Origin of the sequence: Spiroplasma phoeniceum P40 (assembly GCF_003339775.1) — a bacterium.
GTDB lineage: Bacteria > Bacillota_I > Bacilli_A > Mycoplasmatales > Mycoplasmataceae > Spiroplasma > Spiroplasma phoeniceum.
Window position 1 is genome coordinate 637,426 of record NZ_CP031088.1, and the last position, 22,870, is coordinate 660,295.

Annotated in this window: 24 protein-coding genes and 2 tRNA genes; 10 read left to right on the forward strand and 16 right to left on the reverse strand. The window is 28.2% G+C overall.

Annotated elements, in window-relative coordinates:
- Nucleotides 1-37: 37 nt before the first annotated feature.
- The 12 genes from dnaB to SDAV_RS04180 form a co-directional block, all read right to left on the reverse strand.
- Nucleotides 38-1,414, reverse strand: coding sequence for a replicative DNA helicase (gene dnaB / locus SDAV_RS04125; RefSeq protein ID WP_114564659.1), 1,377 nt, complete (start codon nucleotides 1,412-1,414; stop codon nucleotides 38-40).
- Nucleotides 1,415-1,417: 3 nt separating this feature from the next.
- Nucleotides 1,418-1,870, reverse strand: a complete 453-nt coding sequence (gene rplI / locus SDAV_RS04130) for a 50S ribosomal protein L9 (RefSeq protein ID WP_245938518.1) — start codon at nucleotides 1,868-1,870, stop codon at nucleotides 1,418-1,420.
- Nucleotides 1,871-1,949: 79 nt separating this feature from the next.
- Nucleotides 1,950-2,879 (reverse strand): hypothetical protein, encoded by a 930-nt coding sequence (locus SDAV_RS04135; RefSeq protein WP_114564661.1) that lies wholly within the window; start codon nucleotides 2,877-2,879, stop codon nucleotides 1,950-1,952.
- Between the two features lie 183 nt (nucleotides 2,880-3,062).
- A tRNA-Ala gene (locus tag SDAV_RS04140) sits at nucleotides 3,063-3,138 on the reverse strand.
- A gap of 18 nt (nucleotides 3,139-3,156) precedes the next feature.
- Nucleotides 3,157-3,233, reverse strand: a tRNA-Ile gene (locus SDAV_RS04145).
- A gap of 92 nt (nucleotides 3,234-3,325) precedes the next feature.
- Nucleotides 3,326-4,441, reverse strand: coding sequence for a hypothetical protein (locus SDAV_RS04150; protein WP_114564662.1), 1,116 nt, complete (start codon nucleotides 4,439-4,441; stop codon nucleotides 3,326-3,328).
- A gap of 126 nt (nucleotides 4,442-4,567) precedes the next feature.
- Nucleotides 4,568-5,308: a tRNA pseudouridine synthase A gene (locus SDAV_RS04155; RefSeq protein WP_114564663.1), complete on the reverse strand. Its 741-nt coding sequence runs from the start codon at nucleotides 5,306-5,308 to the stop codon at nucleotides 4,568-4,570.
- Nucleotides 5,308-6,279 (reverse strand): energy-coupling factor transporter transmembrane component T family protein, encoded by a 972-nt coding sequence (locus SDAV_RS04160; RefSeq protein ID WP_114564664.1) that lies wholly within the window; start codon nucleotides 6,277-6,279, stop codon nucleotides 5,308-5,310. Before SDAV_RS04160 ends, SDAV_RS04155 begins: the two co-directional genes overlap by 1 nt.
- 5 nt (nucleotides 6,280-6,284) lie before the next feature.
- Complete coding sequence (locus SDAV_RS04165) at nucleotides 6,285-7,202, reverse strand: energy-coupling factor transporter ATPase (protein ID WP_114564665.1); 918 nt, start codon at nucleotides 7,200-7,202, stop codon at nucleotides 6,285-6,287.
- Nucleotides 7,190-8,056 carry an energy-coupling factor transporter ATPase gene (locus SDAV_RS04170; RefSeq protein ID WP_114564666.1) on the reverse strand — a complete coding sequence of 289 codons (867 nt, stop codon included), beginning with the start codon at nucleotides 8,054-8,056 and terminating at the stop codon, nucleotides 7,190-7,192. Before SDAV_RS04170 ends, SDAV_RS04165 begins: the two co-directional genes overlap by 13 nt.
- 159 nt (nucleotides 8,057-8,215) lie before the next feature.
- A complete protein-coding gene (locus SDAV_RS04175; protein ID WP_114564667.1) occupies nucleotides 8,216-11,209 on the reverse strand; it encodes a DNA translocase FtsK in 2,994 nt (997 codons plus the stop codon).
- Nucleotides 11,210-11,311: 102 nt separating this feature from the next.
- The gene (locus tag SDAV_RS04180; protein ID WP_114564668.1) at nucleotides 11,312-12,979 is read right to left on the reverse strand and encodes a ribonuclease J; all 1,668 of its coding nucleotides are present in this window, start codon (nucleotides 12,977-12,979) and stop codon (nucleotides 11,312-11,314) included.
- A 290-nt stretch (nucleotides 12,980-13,269) separates the two neighbouring features.
- Between SDAV_RS04180 and coaD the strand changes: the two genes are divergently transcribed.
- Nucleotides 13,270-13,692 (forward strand): pantetheine-phosphate adenylyltransferase, encoded by a 423-nt coding sequence (gene coaD / locus SDAV_RS04185; RefSeq protein ID WP_114564669.1) that lies wholly within the window; start codon nucleotides 13,270-13,272, stop codon nucleotides 13,690-13,692.
- A gap of 35 nt (nucleotides 13,693-13,727) precedes the next feature.
- Here coaD and SDAV_RS04190 read toward each other — a convergent pair whose 3' ends face one another.
- The 4 genes from SDAV_RS04190 to SDAV_RS04205 form a co-directional block, all read right to left on the reverse strand.
- Nucleotides 13,728-15,002 (reverse strand): glucose-6-phosphate isomerase, encoded by a 1,275-nt coding sequence (locus SDAV_RS04190; protein WP_114564670.1) that lies wholly within the window; start codon nucleotides 15,000-15,002, stop codon nucleotides 13,728-13,730.
- Nucleotides 15,003-15,058: 56 nt separating this feature from the next.
- Nucleotides 15,059-15,382 carry a S1 RNA-binding domain-containing protein gene (locus SDAV_RS04195; RefSeq protein ID WP_114564671.1) on the reverse strand — a complete coding sequence of 108 codons (324 nt, stop codon included), beginning with the start codon at nucleotides 15,380-15,382 and terminating at the stop codon, nucleotides 15,059-15,061.
- 127 nt (nucleotides 15,383-15,509) lie between these two features.
- Nucleotides 15,510-17,504 carry a type I DNA topoisomerase gene (gene topA / locus SDAV_RS04200; protein WP_114564672.1) on the reverse strand — a complete coding sequence of 665 codons (1,995 nt, stop codon included), beginning with the start codon at nucleotides 17,502-17,504 and terminating at the stop codon, nucleotides 15,510-15,512.
- An 85-nt stretch (nucleotides 17,505-17,589) separates the two neighbouring features.
- Nucleotides 17,590-19,086: a hypothetical protein gene (locus SDAV_RS04205; protein WP_114564673.1), complete on the reverse strand. Its 1,497-nt coding sequence runs from the start codon at nucleotides 19,084-19,086 to the stop codon at nucleotides 17,590-17,592.
- Between the two features lie 1,080 nt (nucleotides 19,087-20,166).
- Between SDAV_RS04205 and SDAV_RS14000 the strand changes: the two genes are divergently transcribed.
- The 9 genes from SDAV_RS14000 to SDAV_RS04230 all read left to right on the forward strand — a co-directional run bounded on the left by SDAV_RS14000 (nucleotide 20,167) and on the right by SDAV_RS04230 (nucleotide 22,851).
- Nucleotides 20,167-20,295, forward strand: coding sequence for a hypothetical protein (locus SDAV_RS14000; RefSeq protein ID WP_281268810.1), 129 nt, complete (start codon nucleotides 20,167-20,169; stop codon nucleotides 20,293-20,295).
- Between the two features lie 13 nt (nucleotides 20,296-20,308).
- A complete protein-coding gene (locus SDAV_RS04210; RefSeq protein ID WP_114564674.1) occupies nucleotides 20,309-20,509 on the forward strand; it encodes a hypothetical protein in 201 nt (66 codons plus the stop codon).
- Nucleotides 20,502-20,660, forward strand: a complete 159-nt coding sequence (locus SDAV_RS11900) for a hypothetical protein (protein WP_162475811.1) — start codon at nucleotides 20,502-20,504, stop codon at nucleotides 20,658-20,660. Before SDAV_RS04210 ends, SDAV_RS11900 begins: the two co-directional genes overlap by 8 nt.
- Before the next feature lie 5 nt (nucleotides 20,661-20,665).
- Nucleotides 20,666-20,812: a hypothetical protein gene (locus tag SDAV_RS11905; RefSeq protein WP_162475906.1), complete on the forward strand. Its 147-nt coding sequence runs from the start codon at nucleotides 20,666-20,668 to the stop codon at nucleotides 20,810-20,812.
- A 44-nt stretch (nucleotides 20,813-20,856) separates the two neighbouring features.
- The gene (locus tag SDAV_RS11910; RefSeq protein ID WP_186823464.1) at nucleotides 20,857-20,994 is read left to right on the forward strand and encodes a hypothetical protein; all 138 of its coding nucleotides are present in this window, start codon (nucleotides 20,857-20,859) and stop codon (nucleotides 20,992-20,994) included.
- A gap of 1 nt (nucleotide 20,995) precedes the next feature.
- Nucleotides 20,996-21,304, forward strand: coding sequence for a pentapeptide repeat-containing protein (locus SDAV_RS04215; RefSeq protein WP_114564675.1), 309 nt, complete (start codon nucleotides 20,996-20,998; stop codon nucleotides 21,302-21,304).
- Nucleotides 21,304-21,450, forward strand: coding sequence for a hypothetical protein (locus SDAV_RS04220; RefSeq protein WP_114564676.1), 147 nt, complete (start codon nucleotides 21,304-21,306; stop codon nucleotides 21,448-21,450). The genes SDAV_RS04215 and SDAV_RS04220 overlap by 1 nt, the downstream gene beginning before the upstream one ends.
- 590 nt (nucleotides 21,451-22,040) lie before the next feature.
- Nucleotides 22,041-22,373, forward strand: a complete 333-nt coding sequence (locus SDAV_RS04225) for a hypothetical protein (protein ID WP_114564677.1) — start codon at nucleotides 22,041-22,043, stop codon at nucleotides 22,371-22,373.
- Between the two features lies 1 nt (nucleotide 22,374).
- Nucleotides 22,375-22,851, forward strand: coding sequence for a hypothetical protein (locus tag SDAV_RS04230; RefSeq protein ID WP_114564678.1), 477 nt, complete (start codon nucleotides 22,375-22,377; stop codon nucleotides 22,849-22,851).
- The last annotated feature ends 19 nt before the right edge of the window (nucleotides 22,852-22,870 follow it).

The window sequence follows — 22,870 nt, forward strand, 5'->3', positions numbered from 1 at the left end:
AAACACTAATTTATTTTTCACTAATTAATATAGTATCCTAAATTTTTGTATTTTGCAAACCATAATCAGCAAATGAACCGTGTTTTTTTACAAACAATAATTCAACACTCCCAGTTGGACCATTTCGATGCTTTGATAAAATTAATTGTGCTTTTTCTGTTTCTAACATTGGTCCTTCCATATTATTTGAATCGTGAGAAGTATAATATTCTTCTCGAAATAAAAACATAATAATATCCGCATCTTGTTCAATTGCTCCTGAATCACGTAAATCAGACATAATTGGCCTTTTGTCTTCTCGTTTTTCAACTGACCGTGATAATTGGGATAAACAAATAATCGGAACCTCTAATTCACGTGCTAATGCTTTAAGTTGCCGCGAAATTGTTGAAACTTCCTGTTGACGTGAATCACCAAAATGAGTTCCAGTGCTAAGTAATTGTAAATAATCAATAACAACTAAACCAACTTCGTTTTCACGACATAATTTTCTTAACTTTGACTGTAATTCAATAACTTTCAAACCTGGTGTATCATCAATAAATAATTTTGTTTGTTTTAAAAAATCTGCCGCCTTGGTAATATTTTCTCAATCACGTGTTTTTAACCCTTTACCAGTTCGGACTTTAACAGAATCAACTGTTGAATAACTTCCTATCATTCTTTGAATTAATTGTTCCGCTGGCATTTCAACTGAAAAAATAGCAACTGCTTTTTTTGATTGAGCAGCTGATTTAACAGCAAAATTTAAAGCTAATGCTGTCTTTCCCATTGAAGGACGTGCCGCCAAAATAATAAAATCCCCTTTTTGAAAACCTGATGTCATACCATCTAAATCACGAAAACCACTTGGACTTCCTGTTAACATTTCACCGGAATTTTCTAACAATTCAATTTTTTGGAGTACTTTATCAACTTCATCATATGAAGTTTTAAATAAATTCCCTTTTCGCTCTTTTTTAACATCTAAGATTTCTTTTTCTGCATTACTAACAACTTCATCAATTGGCTGATGAGCATCAATCTGACGATTAATACTATCAACAACAGCCTTTAATCGACGTGAGGTTGTATTTTTAATAATAATATCTAAATATTCAGATAAATTAGCATCTGTTGTATATGATTGAAATAAATCAGTTAAAAATTCAATGCCACCAACTTTATTTAAAATATTATTTTTTAACATATAATTGCTTAATGTTGTAATATTAATAGCAACCTTTGCTGAAAATTGTTCTTGTAAAGTTTTGAAAATTACTTTGTAATTCATTACAGTAAAATCTTCTTCTGTTAAAATTGAAAAAACTTCTTCAGCTGCTGTAATGGAGTGTGCAATTATTGCTAAAACATTTTTTTCCGCATCATTAATAACATTAAGTTTATTTAATTCTGTTTTATTGATGTTTTCCATTAATTAACTCTCCTTTTTTTCTACCATCACTTTTAATGTTGCAATTATATTTGGAGCTAATTTAATTTTTAGGTAATGTAACCCAAAACTTGTTAAATTATTATTATCAATAAACTTCTTTTTATCAACTTTTAAATTAAATTCTTTTGCTAATCGATCTTCAATTTGTGTTAAAGAAACAGAACCAAATGTTTTATTATCATGAACTTTTAATTTAAAATTCAATGTTAATTCTTCTAATGTTGCTTTTAATTCTTCTAAAGAAGCTTTTGTTGCTGCTTTTTGTGCTGCTTGCTGTGATAAAACAACATTTAATTTAGCCAAATTAGCAGAAGTTGTTGGAATTGCAAAACCTTCTTTAATTAAATAATTTTTTGCATAACCATCAGCAACATCAATTACATCATTAACTTTTCCTTTTCCTTTAACATCTTTAATTAAAATAACTTTCATCATAATCACCTACTACAAATTATAACGGAAAACTTCTTAAAATAATTTTAATAAATAAAAAACGAATTATTTTCTTCGCTTTTTAACCAATATCTAATAAATATAACGATAGCACCGCTTTTTTAAAAACTTTATCCAAACGTTTTTCAGCTTCGCTATCTTCTTGATATGTTAAAGAATTCCGATATTTTGTATGTTGTAAAAAACTAAAAATATCATATTCTAACTTAGGATTAAAATCTTTAATTTCAGCTCGTTTTTCTTTTAACAGTGGTAATAACTTATTTAAAGCAATTAACTTAGCACTAATATTACCATTATTTGCAAAATACTCAGTAAAAATTATTTCTTTATTAATTTTGTTATCATCATTATCAATATTTTTTAAAGTTTTATTTGACATTAATCTTGGTTTTCTTCTTATCTTGCTATTACTGCCAGTACTATTGTCTTTAACACCAAAACGTTTTACTTTTAATCCGTTATTAATTGCATCAACAATTTGAATACCAAATCAATCTAATAATTCATAAATTTTTGTTGGATAACTATTAAAAGCAACTGATTTATAATTATTCAAAGCACTAATTGTTGGTCCATCCGTTTCCATTGATAAATTAGTAATATTTAATGTATATTCACAAAATTTTAATAATTCTGAATCTTCAATAAAAAAATTATCAATTTGGTTATAAATTAAATCATAATTTTTTCCTTCGTTTTTCTTATTTATTTTTTTCCTTAAATTAAAATCTAAATCATTTGTTAAATCAATACTATAACTTTCTTTAATAATTCCTAATTCATGTAATTCATTATTTGCATCTAAATTAATATCAAAAAATAAAATTGCTTTATCAACATTCATTCCAAATAATTTAGTTGATGAATTATCTAATGATGACTTAATAAATTGATCATTAATCATAACTACTCAATCTGCAAGGATTTCTTTAAAATTCGTTAAAAAATATGCATATCTTTCGTTTTCATTTTTATCAAAAATTGACATACTTCACCCCTGTTTATATTCTGTTTTGAATTAGATATATTATACCAAAAAAAGCCATTATATTAACCCCCCCCCTCACAAAAATTCAGGATAATAGTAACAAGCAACCATTAAATTCAATTAAAAAAGCATATTAATAATTTAATATGCTTTTTTAATTAATTGTTTAAATATATTTTGAAATGGTGGACCCGAACGGGATCGAACCGTCGACCCCCTGCGTGCAAGGCAGGTACTCTCCCAGCTGAGCTACGGGCCCAAAATTATTATAAAAAAATGGTCGGGCTAAATGGACTTGAACCATCGACCTCACCCTTATCAGGGGTGCGCTCTAACCAGCTGAGCTATAGCCCGAAAACCTAAACAATTATAACATTAATTTTATTTAAAAAACAACCATAAATTTAAAATATTTTAAAAAATAAAAAGCAAAATTAATTTGCTTTTTATTCTACAATTGGGTCTAATTCTTCAATATCAAGTGCCCCTTTACGTTTTGCTTTTTTACGATTCTGTTTTTCTAATTTTGTTTGCATTTTAGCTGCTTTTAATTCTTCTTTCATTAAACGTTTTGTTTCTTTTTTTGAAATTTTGGAATTGTTATTAAATTCTTGTTCATTAGCAAAATTAAAGAATTCATCATCATTAGCTACATTAATTGGTTTTGCCACTTGTTTTGGTTTCTCATATTGTTCTAGCTGTTCTGATTGTTGATTAAGAAAAACCGGATTAGAAACAAAAGCTTGTTCATAGTATGTTTGATTGTTGGTTGGTTGGGAATAATTTCCTTGTTGTTGCACTTCCTCTGAATAAACATTTGGAGTTATTATAGGATCTGGATTAGTAACTGGAACATCATTATATTGTTGTCGTAATATTTCATCAGTTGCAACCGGATTATTTTGGCCTTGATTAATAACTGTTTGAGAATTATATTCTTCAACCGGCGATTGAACTAGTTGTTCTTCATACCCATTATTTGAATATTCATCATTTTTTTGTGTTAAAGGAACTGTATCATCTTTTAATTGATTATTTTTTTTTATATCCAAATCATTGCTGGCATTATTTCAACCTGGTTTTAAACCTTCATTATTTTTAATCTGCGGATTTCTTTCAAAATGTTCATTATAATCTGAATTATTATGCCCACAAGTACATCCTCATGGTCCATAAGGATTATTTTGTTGCCCATAATAATTTGGATACATACCATGACACATTCCTCCCATTTGCGAAGTTGGTGGCATCATCGGATAAAATGGATATGGCGGTGGGGCTACTTGTTGCGCTGGAGCTGGTTGTTGAATAAAAAATACTTGTGGTGAAGCACCATTGGTCGGATATGGCGTAATAATTTGCTGAGGTTGCGATGAATATTGGGGAATTGAAGTTCCTGATGAATAATTATTTGAAAAGGCAGGGGTTGGTGATAATGTTAAAGTGCTAATAAACACTTCTGCATCACGACGACTTCTAAATAGCGCAATTTCAATATTAGTATCATGTGACTTTACTAAATATCCTTCTTCATTTGGTAAAATATAAAAACCATTATTCATTTTTTGCACCTCATTTTTCCCTATTTTCTACCCATACTCATTACTACAAATTGTACCATAAAAAAGTAAAATAATATATAGTATCATATTTATTTTTTAAAGAAAAGCATACTAATTAAAATTATTTTAATATTTAATTTTTTTCAAACATAAACCATATGGTTTTGCACAATATTTTGTTGTTGCTCCTTTAGGCGGGCAGTTTAATTGTGCTTTTAGTTCAGTTAAACTAACTTTGCCAGCATAACAAGCTAAAATATTTTGTGTCAACATGCGAATTTGATAACGAATAAAAATTTTCCCCCTAAAATTAATTTCAATTTTTTTTGCTTTGTTTCGTTTAACCCAAATTTTGTTAATTGTCCGTACTGTTGCAATATCTTCGGTTGGTTTAACCCCTGCAAAATAAGCAAAATCGTGTGTTCCAACAAAAATTTGACTAATTTGATGTAACTTTTTAACATTTAATGGTGCATTAACTTTAAGTTCATAACGGTGGTTAAAAAGATCATACTCTTGATCATTAATTGTATAAACATATTCTTTTACTTTTGCAGTTCGAACACTAAAATTTTCAGCTACAAACTGATATCCTTTAATATTAATATTTGGTGGTAAAGTTTGACTAACGGTTTTAATAAAAAAAGCTAAATGTAGTGGTTGGAATGTTAGTTTTACTAATACCTTTTGATCACAAGCGTGCACACCAGCATCCGTTTTACTAGCTCCTAAAGTTCAAATTTTTTGATGACAAATACCAAAAAATGCTTTTTCCAATTCACCTTGAATTGTTCGAGCATTTTTTTGTTTAACTCAGCCACTATAATCATAACCATCATATTCAATACTTAATAATAAATATAACATTATCATCCTAAAACAAATTCATCAATATGTGGAATCCGAATTTGTAAAAATCCTGTTTTAATTTTACCAAATATTCATGCATTAGAATTGTTATCTCAATGTCAAACTTGATAAAAAGTTTCATATTGCCCCATTGTTAATGATTGAGCAATAATAATGCTAGCAATTCCAACTCCAAAAATAAATAATAACACATCAGGAAAATGAATTCGATAATGACGATAACGTGTTCGTTTGGCATGGGGGTCATAACCACGAGCATCCATTGCATATGCTAAATCTTCAGCTTTTTGAAATGCTGATACTAATAATGGAATAATTAACGCTGTTGTTGACTTAATTTTATCTTTAAAATGACCATTTTTAAAATCAACCCCACGTGAGGCTTGCGCTTTCATAATCCGTCCCGCTTCTTCAATTAAAGTTGGAATCATTCGTAAGGCAATTGAAATAATTGTTGATAAAATATGAACTGGAAAGCGCACTAGTTTTAATGGACTTAATAAATCTTCTAGCGCTAAAGTTAAATCTAATGGGCGCGTTGTTGCCGTTAAAATTGTTGTAATTAAAATCATTAAATAAATCCGGCATGCCATATAAAGGGCATTAAAAATAGCTTTTTCAGAAAAAGCAAATCAACTTTTTACTCCCGCAGCAACAGGGCCTGTTGCTGTTGCTTTTCCACCTCAATGTCATCCAATATAACCATCCGTAACTAAAAAACAATTAATTAACAACAAAATAATAAACATAAATAAGATTGGTTTTAGTAATGCTCGTAATAACCTTGGCGGTAATTTGGCTAAAAAGAACAAACTAAAAATTGTTATTCCTAAAATGGCATAACCGGTAAAACCAGTTGAAAAAAATATTGATATCATTAATGATAACAACATAAATAATTTTACCCGTGGATCCATTCGATGAATTGGGGAATTATAAGCAATATAACGTCCAAATGATAAGCGCATCTCTTTTATCCCTTTCTTTTTTGTTCTTTATGTTCAATAATTTTTTTTGCTAATTGGTCAATATTACGAATATTAACATTTGTTAAATCAAGACCTTTTTCTTGCAATTGATAAATCAAATGATAAATTTTTGGTGGTTCAATTAATAATTCTTGTAATAAATTTTTATCCTTAAAAATTTCAAATGGTGATCCAACTTTTAAAACTCGGCCTTCTTTTAAAGCAATAACTTCATCAGCAATTTCTAAAACATGGTCCATATTATGCGTTACTAAAATAATCCGTTTATTTTGTTCCTTATTAATCCGTTGAAATAACTTAATAAAATCCTCTTCACCTTCAGGATCTAATCCAGCGGTTGGTTCATCTAAAATTAGAGTATTACCCTCCATCGCTAAAATTCCCGCAATCGCAACCCGGCGTTTTTGCCCTCCTGATAAATCAAATGGTGAACGCTCTAAATAATTTAATGGTAAACCAACCATTTCTAGGTATTTTTGGGCATTTTCTCGAGCAACTTCTTTAGTTTCGCCCAAGTGAACTGGACCAAACATAATATCTTTTTCAATTGTTTCTTCAAATAATTGATATTCTGGAAACTGGAACACTAAGCCAATTGATTTTCGTAATTGTTTAATATTTTTAATGCGTTTTTGTTTTGCTTTAATAATAAAACCATTTGCATCAACCACTCCTGTCGTTGGAATTAATAAACCATTGATATGTTGAATTAAGGTTGATTTGCCACTTCCTGTTGATCCAATAATAGCAGTAATTTTCCCAGGTTTAATAACAACATTAATATCTTGCAAGGAAGTATATTCATAAGGTGTTTTAGGAGCATAAACATAAGAAACATTTGTGAATGTAATATAAACATTTTGTAATGCTTCAATTTTAGGTTGTTTTTTTACTTTTGACATATCTCATCCACCAACTCTCTAAGATCTAGTGTATTTTTCACTTTTAAACCATTTAAGCGTAAACTATCAACGACTTTTGAAACAAAAGGAACATCTAAATGAATTGATTTCAAAAACTCTTCATCATACAAAACTTCATGTGGTTTTCCACATTTAACCATTTGACCTTTATTCATAACAATCACTTTATCAGCATTTAAAATTTCATCCATATCATGAGTAATTGAAATAATTGTTTTTTCGCGTGATTCTTTTAAATCCACCATAATTTGTTTAATTTCTTTTCGTCCTTTTGGATCTAACATACTTATGGCTTCATCAAAAATGATAATATCTGTTGATAATGCTAGTGCTGAAGCAATTGCAACCCGTTGTTTTTGTCCTCCTGATAGCATTAGTGGTTCATGGTCAAGAAAATTATTCATACCAACTTTTGCCGCAGCTTTATCAATAATTGCTTGCATTTCTTTTTGCGGAATTTGGCGATTTTCAAGTCCAAATGCAATATCATCACGAACTGTTGATCCAATAAATTGATTATCTGGATTTTGGAACACAATTCCTAAAAATTTTCGAATTCCTGTAATTGTTGATGAATGAACTTCATTACCAAAAACTTCAATTTTCCCTTTTTGTGGGCGTAAAACACCAATAATAATTTTACTAATTGTTGATTTTCCACTACCATTATGTCCAATGATTGTAACATATTCCCCATGGTTAATTTCAAAACTAACTCCATCAACAGCATTAGGATGATTTTCCCGATAGCGAAATTCAACATCAGTTAATTTTAATGAAATATCATTTAGTTTCTCTAACTTTGCATTTATTTTTTTTGTTTTTTTTGCCATTTCTTCTCATCCTTAATGTTTTTTTACATAATATTTTAATTATATACTCAATATTTAAAAATATTAATTGAAATTTTATCTTTCCAATTATACCATTAATTATATATAAAAATTATAAATACACAATAAATCATTACTTTTTTGTAAATTATCTGCGCTCTATAAATAACCGCCATCATTAAAAGGATTATCATCTAAGTCAATATTTTGAACATAGACATCTCGTGGTTTTGATCCATTTTGTGGACCAATAATCCCATTTTCTTCTAAAGTATCAATTAAACGACTAGCACGATTATATCCAATTGAGAATTTTCGTTGAATTAAAGATGTCGAAGCTTTTTGATTTAAAATCACAAAACGTTTAACTTCTTGATAGAATGAATCAATATTATCGTTTTCATTGCTACTTCCTGTTTCACTATTTATTTCAATATTTAAAAACTCTTCATCATAATCAGGTTCTTGTTGAGCACGGCAAAATTCAACTAATCGTTGAATTTCATCATCAGAAATAAATGCCCCTTGCGCACGTGTTGGAATATTTTGACCGGCAGGAGCATATAACATATCACCATACCCAATTAGTTTTTCAGCCCCACCTTGGTCTAAAATTGTACGAGAGTCAATTGCTGAAGTAACTGAAAAGGAAATTCGCGATGGAATATTTGTTTTAATTACCCCGGTAATAACATCTGTTGAAGGTCGTTGTGTTGCAATCACCATATGAATTCCAGCGGCACGAGCTAATTGCGTAATTCGCATAATTGAATCTTCAATATCTTTTCCAGCTGTCATCATTAAGTCAGCTAATTCATCAATTATAACAACAATATAAGGTAAGCGATCTTTTGCTGTAACTTTTTTATTAAACGATTCAATATTGCGGACTCCACGTTCTGATAGCATACTATAACGACGTTCCATTTCAGCAATTATTTTTTTTAAGGCAGAATTTGCTAATTTAGTATCTGTAATAACTGGCGCTAATAAATGGGGTAAATTATTATAAACAGCTAATTCAACCTGTTTTGGGTCAATTAATAATAATTTAACTTCCGATGGTTTTGTTCGTAATATTAACGATGATAAAATGGTGTTAATACAAACAGATTTTCCACTACCTGTTGAACCAGCAACTAATAAATGTGGCATTTTATCTAATTCAACAAAAATAATTTCTCCGTTCACACTACGACCAATGCCAACTAATAATTTACGATCTTGTTTTTCTAATGGTAACCGTTCCATAATTTCACGTAATGTTACTTTATTACTAATTTCATTAGCAATTTCAATTCCAACCGCTGACTTTCCCTGAATTGGGGCTTCAATTCGAACATTTTGAGTCGCTAAAGCATATTTTAGATCATTTTCTAAATGCATAATTTTGTTAACTTTCACTCCTGGTTGCATTTGAACTTCAAATTTTGTAATAGTTGGGCCAATATTAATTCCTTGGACACTAGCAGCAATATTAAATTGTTGAAAAACTTGATTAATTTTCACTGCTTTCTTTTGCGCAGCAAGTTTATTTCGTTCATTATTACGACGGTTATCTTCCTTTGGACTTAATAAACCTAAATTTGGTAATTTGTAATGTGGATTATTAAAAGTATTTCGACGCGAAATAGTTTGACTATTTTTTTTATTAATCTCAATTGACTTGGGTTTCATAACACGGTGGGATGGTTGATACGGGGTGTCAAAATTTTGTTGTTCAATTAATGGTGGCTCATAATTCGAATAATATTCATCTTGATATGGTTCTAATGGATGATGATATTCTGAATTACTTTGTCGATGATAAATTCCTTCATTAATATCAACTGTTTCAAATTGCTCTGATGGCGTTGGATTAAATTCTTCTGTTGGTAATTGTTCATCATAAAATGATGTTTGCTTTAAAGTTGTTGAATTACTACTTCGATTAATTTTTCCAAAAGGCGTGATAGTGATATCAGTTGCTGAATTCAACTTATCGCGTGCAACATCAATATTAATATCTTTTCCATAATAAGAACCATACACTGGTAAATCATCAAGTTTTTTATTAAGCGTATTATTACTACGGCGATTACGTGGTTGAATATATTGATCCGGTGTTAATTGCATTCGTGAACGGTGCGGCAATTGCGAAGAATGTGGTGACTGTGAAGGCCCTGAATGATAATCATTAAAAGGTTCTTTTGCATCGAAAGGTTCTTTTCGTAATTCTGGTGTAGAACTAGTTTGATTATAAAAACGAACATAATTTTGTTTCATTTTTTTCTTACCAACAAAATCATCGGCAATTAAATCATCAATTAAATGTTGGTCATGTAAGGCTGTATATGATGGCATTTGAATTGTAATATCTGATGCTTCTGTTGTATGCATAACTTGCCTAGCTGAAAATAATTCCTCATCAGGAATATTAAAATTTTGGTAAATATTTTGCTTTTGACGTCGATTTGCTGATAAACGTAATACACGTACACCTTGTTGCTGACGTTCATTTTTTGGTAAAAACATCCCAATTGCTGTTCCGGTTGCGACTCAACTTCCTCATAATAAAAAAACTGATAAACACAAAATTAATGAACCAAAAATGGTAGTATAACTAGCAATCCCAGCTAAAAGATTGCCAATCATACCCCCTCCAGCATATAAAGTAATTCAAGCACCATTAAAACCAACAAATGTTATCGGATGGTTTGGATTAGGATTAAAAATTGATGCATCTTGTCAGCGTTGCAAATAATTCTTAACAACATCTAAAAAAACAGTTTTATCAAAATATGCCATTTGCTCGTTAGCATATTGATAAATTAACAAAATGCTACTTACCAATCAGCAGGACAAAATGATAAAGGTTACCACCATTCAAATTAACCGTGATTTTAATCAAATCCGTACTCCAATAAAAATTGTCAAACCTAGCACTAAGCATACAAAATACATTAAATACTTAAACCAGCCAAATGCAAATGTAAATAAAACATCATCAATAAATTGCCCAATTAAAGTAATTCGCCCTATGGCAATAATAGTAAAAAACGTCACTAATAATGCCCCAATTACTCACCCGATGGAATCATTACGACGCTGCTTTTTTTCGACTTTTAAGATTGCAGTTTTCTCATTCTGATCATCATAAGATTTCTTTTCCATAGTGCAGCCCTCCTAAAATTCTAAATATTTAAAAATTACTTTAAATATAACCATACATTTTAAAAGCTTCAAATATTTATATACTATAAATATATCATAAAATTAAATTTCATTAACAATTGCTAAAATAATTGGTGTTTTTCCTGTTTCTGTTTTAACAAATGAACTAATTGTAGATCTAATTTCATTTTTTACTTCATTGACATCATACATTTCACCAACAACAACTTTTTTGTAATGTTTCTCAATAATTTCAATAATAACTTTTTGCATTTTACGGAAAATATCATTATTTTCTTGAATATAAATTACTCCTCGCATTTGCGTGTCAATTAAAGAAACCAATTCCTTTGTTTTACTATCAATTGAAACTCCTATAATAACAACTCCATCAGTAGCTAATTGCTTTCGTTCATTTAAAACAACTGCTCCAATGTCACCAACGCCAATCCCATCAACATATAAATCAGAGGTTTTTACCTTATTGCTTTTTTTCGTATATTCACCATCAATAAATTCAAGACCTTCGCCATTATCAACAATAAAAATATGTTCTGGATTAATCCCAGCTTCAATTGCTGCCATTTTTGCTTGCACAAAATCTTTATATAAACCTTTCACTGGCACAAAATATTTTGGATTAATAATTGAACTCATTAATTTAACATCTTCATAACTTGCTGTCATTGTTCAAACTTTTTTATCCGATAAAGCAATTGTTTTTGCCACAGTTCGTGCTAATTCATCTAAAACATTGGCATGATTTAATTCACTTCCTGGGTTTGGCGGTGTTGCTAAAATAATTGTATCACTTTCTTTAATATCTAGAATATCATCATTACCAGAAGCAATTTTAATCAAACGACTATATAAACGTTCTCCACTACCAGTTACAATAATTAATGATTTTTCTTCTTTAACTGCTTCTTGTAATCCTTTTAAATTAATTCCATTGAAATTTAGTTTTTTACTATCCGATAACACTTTTAATGACTCTAATAAAGTTTGACCATAAATTCCAACTGAAATATTATTTTCACGAACTAAATCAAATAACTCACTAATTTTATGTAAATCTTGATCAAAACAAGCTAAAATAATACGATCTTCTGTTTCTTTAACAGCTCGTTCAATATAATTTTTAATCTTATGGTTTGGTGCTGTATAATCACGGCGTGAAGCTGATGAGGCTTCTGATAAAAATAATAGTACCTTATTTTTAGCAATAATTTGATTTAAATGTTGTAAATCTGTTGCAAAATTAGGATCTGCTTTAGCATCAAAAATATAATCTCCAGTATAAATAATTGTGCCATCAGGTGTATGCAATGCAAAACCAAAACTATTTGGCATATTTGTTGTTGTTGAAAATACTTCAACCTTGCATAAACCAAAATCAAGAATATCTTTTGCATTGATAACATGAAAACATTCTTCTTTCCCACGAACTTTAAAACGTTGTAAATGGAATTTTAAAATATTACAAGTTAAATCACTTCCATAAACTGGGAATGCCAATTCTTTTAAAATATAAGTAAGTGTTTCAGAACATTCATCCGAAGGTTTTGTAATAAAAACACCTTTAATTCGAGTACGGTTTTCCTTTAGATAATCAAAATTAGGAATTACTACATCAATTCCTAAAATTCCACGTTCCGGATTTTTTGTTCCCGCATCAAAAATAAAAATATCTTGTTCTACCTCAATGCAGTATAAATTTTTACCTCGCTCGTCTAATCCACCAAGAGCGAAAAAATTAATTTTTGCCATAATTAAAATCGTCTACTTTCTATTCGCTGTTCATTAATTAATACTTATTTACATTTTATTTTTTAAATGTATTTATACATTTTTCCCCTTAATACAAATGTAATCTCTCTAAATAAATGTAATCTTAATTATTATACATTACTATTAAAAAAATATCCAAATAATCGGAAAAAAAAAAAAAAAAAAAAAAAAAAAAAAAAAAAAAAAAAAAAAAAAAATATCATATTTCTATCATCATAACACATTTTTTGAGTTAAAATAATAATATTTAAAAGGATGTGAAAATAATCTTGAAAGCAATTTTTCCAGGTAGTTTTGACCCAATTCATGATGGTCATCTTAATATTATTAAAAAAGCAAGTACTCTCTTTTCAAAATTATATGTTGTAATTACGAATAATTTAGAAAAATCAAATCAAACAAACATTAAAACGCGTGCTGAACAAGCTGCCATAGCTTGTCAAAACATTAATTTAAATATTGAAATTGTTATTAATGACCAAATGTTAACTAATGATTTTGCTAAACAATTAGGGGCTAAATATATTATTCGAGGACTACGAAATAATAACGATTTAAAATATGAAATGGAATTAGCTTTTGCTAATAAACAATTAAATAAAGATCTTGAAACAATTTTTTTTATTGCCGATTATGGTTTGAATGAAATTTCTTCAACTTTTTTAAACCAAATTAAGAAATTAAAAAAATAAAAAATATTGAGTTTCAATATTTTTTATTTTGCCTTTTATTTTCCTAATAAATTAAACATATTTTGTTTATAAATCTCAACTCCTGGTTGATCAAATGGATTTATCTCTAACAAGTAAGCTGACATTGCACAAGCTTTCATAAATCAATATGCTAAATAACCAAACATTTTATCATCCATTGTTGCAAATTCTAAAACAATATTTGGAACATGCCCAACTTTTGTATGAGCAGCAACAACGCCTTCAACAGCAATCGTATTTACTTCATGCAATGTTCTTCCAGCGAGATAATTTAAACCATCGGTATCTACTGCTGCTTTTGGCAGGTTAAGATCAATTTGTGGTTCTTTAATTGCAATAACTGTTTCAAATAAAATATTTTTTGTCCCTTCTTGAATGAATTGACCAAAAGAATGTAAATCTGTCGAAAAAACACACGATAATGGTAGTAAACCCTTTGAATTTTTTCCTTCTGATTCCCCAAATAATTGTTTCCATCATTCGGTAATCATCTGCATTTGTAACTCATAAGTTACAAGCATTTCTGCTTTATATTTTTCTTCTTGATTTAAAATATAACGTCCAACAGCATATTTATAGGCATGATTAGTGAAATCATCAATTAAAGTATCTTGATAAGCTTGTTGTGCTCCTTTAAAGACATTATCAACATTAATACCACTTACTAACATTGCAAAAATACCAACTGGAGTTAACACTGAATATCTTCCCCCAATGTCATCCGGAATAACAAAGGTTTGATAACCTGCTTTATCAGCTAATATTTTTAGAGCACCTTTCTCTTTATCTGTAATAGCAACAATTAAGTTGGCTGCTTTTAGGCTTCCTTCTTTTTTTTCTAAAAACTCTTTGCAAAGACGAAATGCAATTGCTGGCTCAGTTGTTGTCCCTGATTTAGACACAACACAAATTCCAAATTTTTTGTCTTGAAGATATTTCAAAACTTGTGCTGTATAAGTTGAAGACATTGTATTTCCAATATAAATGATTTCTACTTTTTGTTGACTATATAACCCATTAATCATTTCAATTGCTGCTCGCGCACCAAGATAACTCCCGCCAATTCCAATTACCAATAAAACGTCAATTTCACTAGCTAATTTCTTTGCTGTTTGTTTCATTTTTGCAAGCTCTGCTTGATCATAATTATTTGGTCACTCAACTCAACCAAGGAAATCATTTACTAATACTGTTTTATTATGAATCATTTGGTGAATATCTTTAACTCGCCCTAAATATTTTTTAAAAACAGATTCGGCTAATGCATTGGTAAAATCTACTTTAATCATTTTAATAATATGCCTGCTTTCTATCTAAAAAACCTTACATTTGTAAAAATTTTAATTTATTTACTTGTTAGTGAATTAATTTTTTCACTTAACATTTGGAATCCTACTCCTGTTTCTTGAATTTGACTATTATTCTTTTTCAATAATTCAGGTCGGCAATTTTTATAACTTAATTTTACTTGTTTCTTAACTGGGTCATAGTCTAGTACCTCTACTTCAACATTGTCACCAATATTAACAAATTCTTTGATATCTCTTACATAGTAATCTGAAATCTCACTAATGTGGATTAATCCAGCAGCATTTTTTAATTCACAAAATGCACCAAACGGTGTAATGTTTGTAACTTTTGCAAGAACTTTACTTCCTTTTACATACATAATTCGTCACATCCCCTTTCTGAAACTGTACTAATTATACCACTAGAACTATGAAAATCATTTTCTAAATAATAAAATATTTTGCATAAATATCTAGCATAAAAAAAAAAAAAAAAAGTATCGTTTATTATTTTAATAAATTAATTCGATACAATCCGTTATTTTCGCTATTATTTTCTTCTTGTTCGGTCTTTTCTTCTTTATATGAATCAGTGTAATTACAATTTGGATAATTAGTACACGCCTTAAAACGTTGACGTCGCTTATTAAATTTCAAAATAATTTCACCAACGCCGCATTCTGGACAAGGACCAAATTTTGGACCAATCTGATGAATATAATGACATTTTGGAAACCCTGAACATGCAATAAATTTACCATATTTTCCATACCGATATACTAAATCATTTCCACATTCTGGACATTCAATCCCCGCCTTCTCAACTGGGATTTCTTCCATTAATTCCATTGCTGCTTCAATGCGTGGCTCAAATCGTTCTCAAAATTCTTTTAATAATGGCTTTGGTTCTGCGTCACCGTGTGCAATCACATCCAAACTTTCTTCAATTGTTGAAGTGTATTTTTCGTTAATAATATCACTAAAATATTCTTGTAATTTATCACTTGTTAAAATCCCTTTTTCAGTTGCTTTAATTGCTTTGTTTTCTACAATAATATAACCACGATTTTTTAATGTTCGCATAATTGGTGCATAAGTTGATGGACGTCCAACCCCAATTTCCTCTAATGTCTTAATTAATTTCGCTTCAGAGTAACGACTCGGTGGTTTAGTAAAATGTTGAATTCCATATAATTCATTTAAATTAAAAATTTGATTTGGTTTTAACATTGGCAACTTTAAAATTTCTTCATCACCTTCTAAAACATAACATTTTAAAAACCCATCAAATTGAATCGTACTTCCTGTCATCCGAAATTCATAATTATTATTATCTAAAATAATTGTTTTACTTAATAACTTTGCATTCGCCATTAAACTAGCTAACGAACGATTATAAATAATTTTATATAAACGTATTTGATCACGACTTAAATATTCTTTTGCCGCTTCTGGTGTCATTGTTAAATCAGTTGGACGAATTGCTTCATGAGCATCTTGCACATTTTTTTTATTTTTTGGTGGTGTTTTAACTCAACCTAAATATTCTGTTCCATATTTAATTGTAATATAGTCAAAAGCATCCTGAACAAACTTATCACTTAATCGAATTGAATCTGTCCGCGGATATGTTATAAATCCAGTAATATTATCTTTAACTTTAATTCCTTCGTATAATTGCTGAGCAATTAATGATGTTTTATTTGAAGCAAAACCCATTTTACTACTTGCTTCTTGTAACATTGTTGAAGTAGTATGTGGATTCGGTGATTTTTGTTGTTTTTCACTTTCTTTAATTTGAACAACAACAAAATCTTTTTTTAAAGCTTTTTTAACTTTTAGAACATCTGCTTCTACTTTTAATTCAATTTTTTCATCCTTAAATTTTGTTAATTTCACAACTGCCTTTTTATATAATCCTTCAACAGTCCAATATTCATCCGGCACAAAGTTTTGCCATTCTTTTTCTCGTTCAACAACTAACTTTAAAGCAACCGATTGTACTCGTCCAGCTGATTTTGACTTAATCTTTTTCTGTAACAATTTGCTTAAGCGAAAACCAATAAAACGGTCTAAAATTCGTCGAGTTTCTTGTGAATGAACTAAATTCATATCTAAATCTGTTTGATGTTGAAATGCCTCTAACACTGCTTCTTTTGTAATTTCATTAAAGCGAACACGGCGAGATTTCTCACCACAATTTAATACTTCATTTAAATGATAAGCAATTGCTTCTCCTTCTCGGTCAGGGTCGGTTGCTAGAATAACCAAATCTGCTGCTTTGGCTTCTTGTTTTAATTTTTTAACAATTTCTTTTTTTCCACGTTCCATTTTATAACTTGGTTCAAAAGTTTTAATATCTACTCCTAACCCATACTCACCTTTTGTTGATAAATTACGAATATGTCCTTCTGATGATAAAACTAAATAATTTTCGCCAAGATATTTTTCAACCGATTTTGTTTTAGTTGGGGACTCCATTATTACCAGCGTCTGTGCCATGTTTTCTCTCCTTTATTTTTTAAAACACATCAATAATTATTATACATAATATTTAAAAAACTATTTTGAAATTTATTATTCTAAATTAAAATATTTTTTTTATTTTAGCAATTATTGTATCAATTCCTTCAGTAACACTAGTAACAGTAAAATACAAAATAACAGTTATTGCAATTAATAATAAAATAACACCTAAAACACTGATCGTAATTCAAAAAGCTTTAGTATTAAATTTTGATTTAGTAACTACTCCAAATTTATTTTTTTTAATTTTTTTTGTTTTATTTTCTTTTGCATGATAAAAATTTTCAATTAATTGATCATATTGTTTTTCTGTCAATCCAAATTGGGCCATTGCTTCATAATGATCCATTTTAAGATTACCATATTCATCAAATATTTTTGAATAAATCTCACTAGCTCGTTTTTCCCCTAATGATGTTTTAATTGTATAATCCTTATATGTCCCAAAAGCTGGTTTTGTATCCTTTACTTTATCAATATCAATAAAGGTTATTTCATCATCTAAAATATCTGTTTCTATTATTTCTGGATTAGATTCCATTAAATCAAAGTCTGGTGATTTGACACCTAAAAAATCATGAATATCTTCAGCAGCAACCTTATTAACATCATTATCATTTTTTAAAATATCATTGTCATTTTTCTCAGGTGAATCTTCTACTTTAAATTCATCATTAAAAAAGAAACTATGCGTATCATCTTCAGGATTAAAATTATTATCTGAATCATCTTCATTAAACTTATCTTCTACATTATTTTCAGTTAAAGATGAACTTTTTTCTGGTTCAGAACTAACAATTATTGGAGAAACTTTTTTTTCATTTAAAGCATCAGATTGGTCAGATTTTGACTTTAATAATTTAGAATCAATACTATCTGTTGGTAAATGTACAGAATTATTATTACTTGAATTATCATCCTTTTTTGCTCAAGTATTAACCAATTTTTGGTTTAGTGCTTCTGCTTCTTGCAAATGGCGTAATGAAGTATCTAATGTCTGTTTTAAATTTTGATATTCATCAAAATTAGATTTTGGTCGACTGCGATGACGCCGAATAAACTCATCCAAAATATCAGAAATATGTAATGCTCAATTATATTTTTCTTCAAAAATTAATGGTAAACTTGGACGACGAAAATCATTATAATATCGTTCTGTCCCTAATGGAATACGAGAATTATAAGGAGATAAATAATAATCTTCTCTAACAGGTTGAGATTGATATTGAAAATTATCATTAATTCTAGCATTATTGGTTAAATTATTAAAATTTTGCCCAACATTATGTGGGTTATATTGATATGGTTGTCCTAGTGACAAACTTTGATTTGGTTGAAGTCCTGTCATTGGATACTGAATAATTGGGGAATATTGATATTGTGCAAATAACGGTGGATATGGAGGTTGCGGAATTGAATACTGAATTAATGGTGGTGTTCCACACCCATAAGAAGGAAAAACAGGATATTGATAACAATTAAAAAAATTCAGATGGTGATGAATCCGACAATTATTGTGACAATTACTGCTATGACCCTTTTTACTGTTTTCACACATATGTTTACCCTACTTATATTAATCTCTTATATTTATTATATCATAAAATAATGTTTTCTTCTATTAGCGTTATTAATAAAGATGCTGTTTTATTTTTTGGGGGAAAATAAAAAAGGGTTATCTTATTTATAATTAGTTTGTTAAAAAATTAATTAGAAAGGTACCCTATGTCTTATGATTATAAACCAAATATCAAACTTACTAAATAAATTTAAAATTGATTTACCTACTTTATTTAAATTTCGTATAATGTACGATGAAGCTCCAAAAAAACAACTCTTGTTAGAGTTGTTTTTTATTTGAAATAAAACAACTCCTAAAAGGAGGTAATAATAATTAAACAACAAAAAATATGTGATGTTAATGATTGTTATAAATTATCATCATTCATCACCGAAGAATTTGTATCAAATAAAGTTTTATGAACTTGTGAAAAACATAGAAATTTATTGAATAAAGTAAAAGATAAAACACAAAAGCAATTTTATCAAAAACTAGAAAATTCAAAAATTATCTTTGATTATGAAACTGGTTTTTTAAAACTTTGATTTTATAAAACTTAATGCAGAGTGGGACTGTTATTTTATAAATAACTAAGTGCTTCCATAAGAACATGAGTATTAACTCATTCCCACAGCCGTCCGAGGCAAGTACTGAAATAGTGTATGAGGAAAGAGGTAAATCGGCGTTGGTTATTATTTTTAATAACTTGCGATAGTGGTGATGTGTCCAAGGCTAACATCAAACCACAATAAAAATAGAGATGGTGACACAAACAATTAAATTTGCGATTAGCATTAGGTCCTTCAAATTGATGCGAGTAAATTTAATTTCAAAAACTGAGCGTTGCCTCCTTGAAAAAGGAACGGAGAAGGAAGACATATATATGTCTGGCGTCTAATTTAAAAATATAGTTGCAGATTTTTAATAGATGCTAAAACAAAGATAATACTGCCTCCGCTCACCCCCAGTGAAGCGGATGGCATAGTAAATAAATAGATAAATACTTATATAACTAATTCTCGCTTTGGCACTTTCACTTGCGAGTGAGTGCCAGCGAGTTAAAACTAGGAGGTAAAGATGAAAAAGAAATATTGTCTTAAAAAAAGATATTGAGGTTATTGCTTTAAATGTGATAAACAAAATAAATATATCCTTACCCACAATGAAATTACTGATGAACATTGAGCATTAAATAAAAAGAATTAGGAGAGATTACTATATGAAATGTCAAAGAATTAATTGTAATAATAAAAATGCTTATTGTGGAAATAGTTATATTGAAAAAAATGATAATAAATTAGAGTGAAATTTAGGTTATAAAAAAGAAATTATATTATGTGAAGAACATTGATTACAAAATTATCAATTAGAAAATTTAATTGTAAATAAAAAGAATTTGGAGGGATTAAATTATGACTAAAAAATACTTATTAATTATTAAAAATGAATATTTAACTACTTATGCTTATTACACACTAGAAGAAGCAAAAGTACGAGAAAAAATTGAAAATAATAATTATGGCTTATCAACGGCAATTATTGATTTAAAAGATATTGAATGAAAAAGGTAAATAATATGGAAAAAATAAAAAGAAATATTGCTAAATTATTAATTTCAATAAATGATGGTGAATTTGATGGATATGGGCAAAATACTATGAAGCAAATGATTTATGCTGAATTAGAAAAAATTTTTAATCAAATTAATAAAGAAAGTTTTTAAAATGCAAAATATACAAAGAATTACAAATAAAGGAGATAAATAATATGTGAAAAGATGAAGATGGCAAAGTTTACACAGAAGAAGATTTATTTAATGAAACATTAGAAGAATGTCATTCAGAAGAAAGTGCTTATGACTATATTGATACATTAATTGAAGAAAAGAATTTGGAGGAATTATAAAATGAAAACAATACAAACTTTAATTAAAGATTTAACAGGAATAACTGTTGAAGAACAAAAAATAAATGAATATTTAGAATATGAAGCATTAGATTTACAAGGTGCTTATTTACGAAGTGCTAATTTACAAGGTACTGATTTATGATGTGCTGATTTATGATGTGCTAATTTAGAATATGCTAATTTACGAAGTGCTAATTTAGAAAATGCTTGTTTATTAGGTGCTAATTTAGAAAATGCTTGTTTATTAGGTGCTAGAATTACAAAAAAACAATTAGAACAATTAACTGTTATTGAGGAAGAAGAATAATGAATGTAACAGAAACAATTAAATTTAACAAACTTAAAGCAGAAAATGAAGCACTTGAAGCAGAAAATGAAGCACTTAAAAAAGAACTTGCAAAATTAAAACAACAAATATTATATAAAGAAGATTTTTATTTACTTTGTGAATAAGATAAACTTACATATGATTGAGAAAGTTTACAAACTGATGAAATAACAATTGAAATGCACTTAAAATATTGTGAAAGTAATAATCATAGATATTGCCTAATTAAAGATATTAATAATTTACCAAGTAAGGAGGGTGAATAATGAATGATATTGTAAAAAATAGAGTAAATAGTATTACATTTCAATTTCCTTTAAAAGGAGATGATTTTAAAAATGAAAGTATTTTAGCATATAATGTTTAAAAATTTAAAGAAGAAAATAAACAAGAATTAACTGAGTATATTTTTAGACATATTAATCATTATGCATTAAATGGTTATCAAGATCTACATTTAAAAGATATTCCAAGTGCTATTACTAAAAATAATTTTGTTTTTAAAGAATGATTACAACCTATTCAAAAATTATTAGATGAACATAATATAATTGGTAAAATAATTACTAATTATAGGAATTATATTGAAAGATACAGAGTTGAAATTAATAATAATTTAACACAAGCTCGTAAACAAAAACAACAAGAGTTTTTAAAAGAACAAGAATTAAAAAAACAAGAATTAATTGAAAAAGCAAATAGTTTAACACCAGATATGGGTCTTGATATAGACCAAATTCAAGATGAACAAGTTCGTGTTATGGAAAAAGTAGTTGAAATTGATAAATCATTAGAACCAAAACAATTAAAAAAAGTTGGTATTAATTTAATAAAAGAAAAATTATTAATTAAAGATATTGAAGTAATTGGAATTGATAATAATTTTTTAGAAAATGCTAATCAATATGAATTAAAACAATTAATTAAATATTTAATTATTGATGAAAAGTTAGTTAAAAATACAATTAAAGCACAATGAGATACAAATACTGATAATAAAGTAGTTGGTATTAAAGGAATAAATATAAAAATTAAAGGAGTGAAATAAAATGACAAATGAATTACAACAATATATTAAAGGTGCAATTATTAAATATGAATTAAAAGTTAATGATAAATATGTAAAAGAAAATATATTAGCACTTGAAGAATTAAAAAAGAAAAATGGTAATAGTTATTTACAATTAGTTAATACTGCTGATAATGCAAAAATAACAGCATTAGGAATTATTAAATTAAGTAATAAAGGGTTAATTTTTGGTAAAGATTTTAATATTATTCCATTTAAAAATAAATTAACTACTGTTATTGATAGTAAAGTTTATTGTAAAAAAATTGAAGAAGCAGGGTATAGTCCAAGAAAAGCAATTATATTTAAAGGTGAAAAATTTGAATGAGATAGTTTAAATTCATGTCCTAAAATACATGAAATTAATTTTAATGCAAATACTAGTGATTATAATGAAATTATTGGTGCTTTGCTTTTGCAAAAGATAAAAATGGAAATTATCAAGGTATTTTATTAAGAAAAGCAGATATTGATCG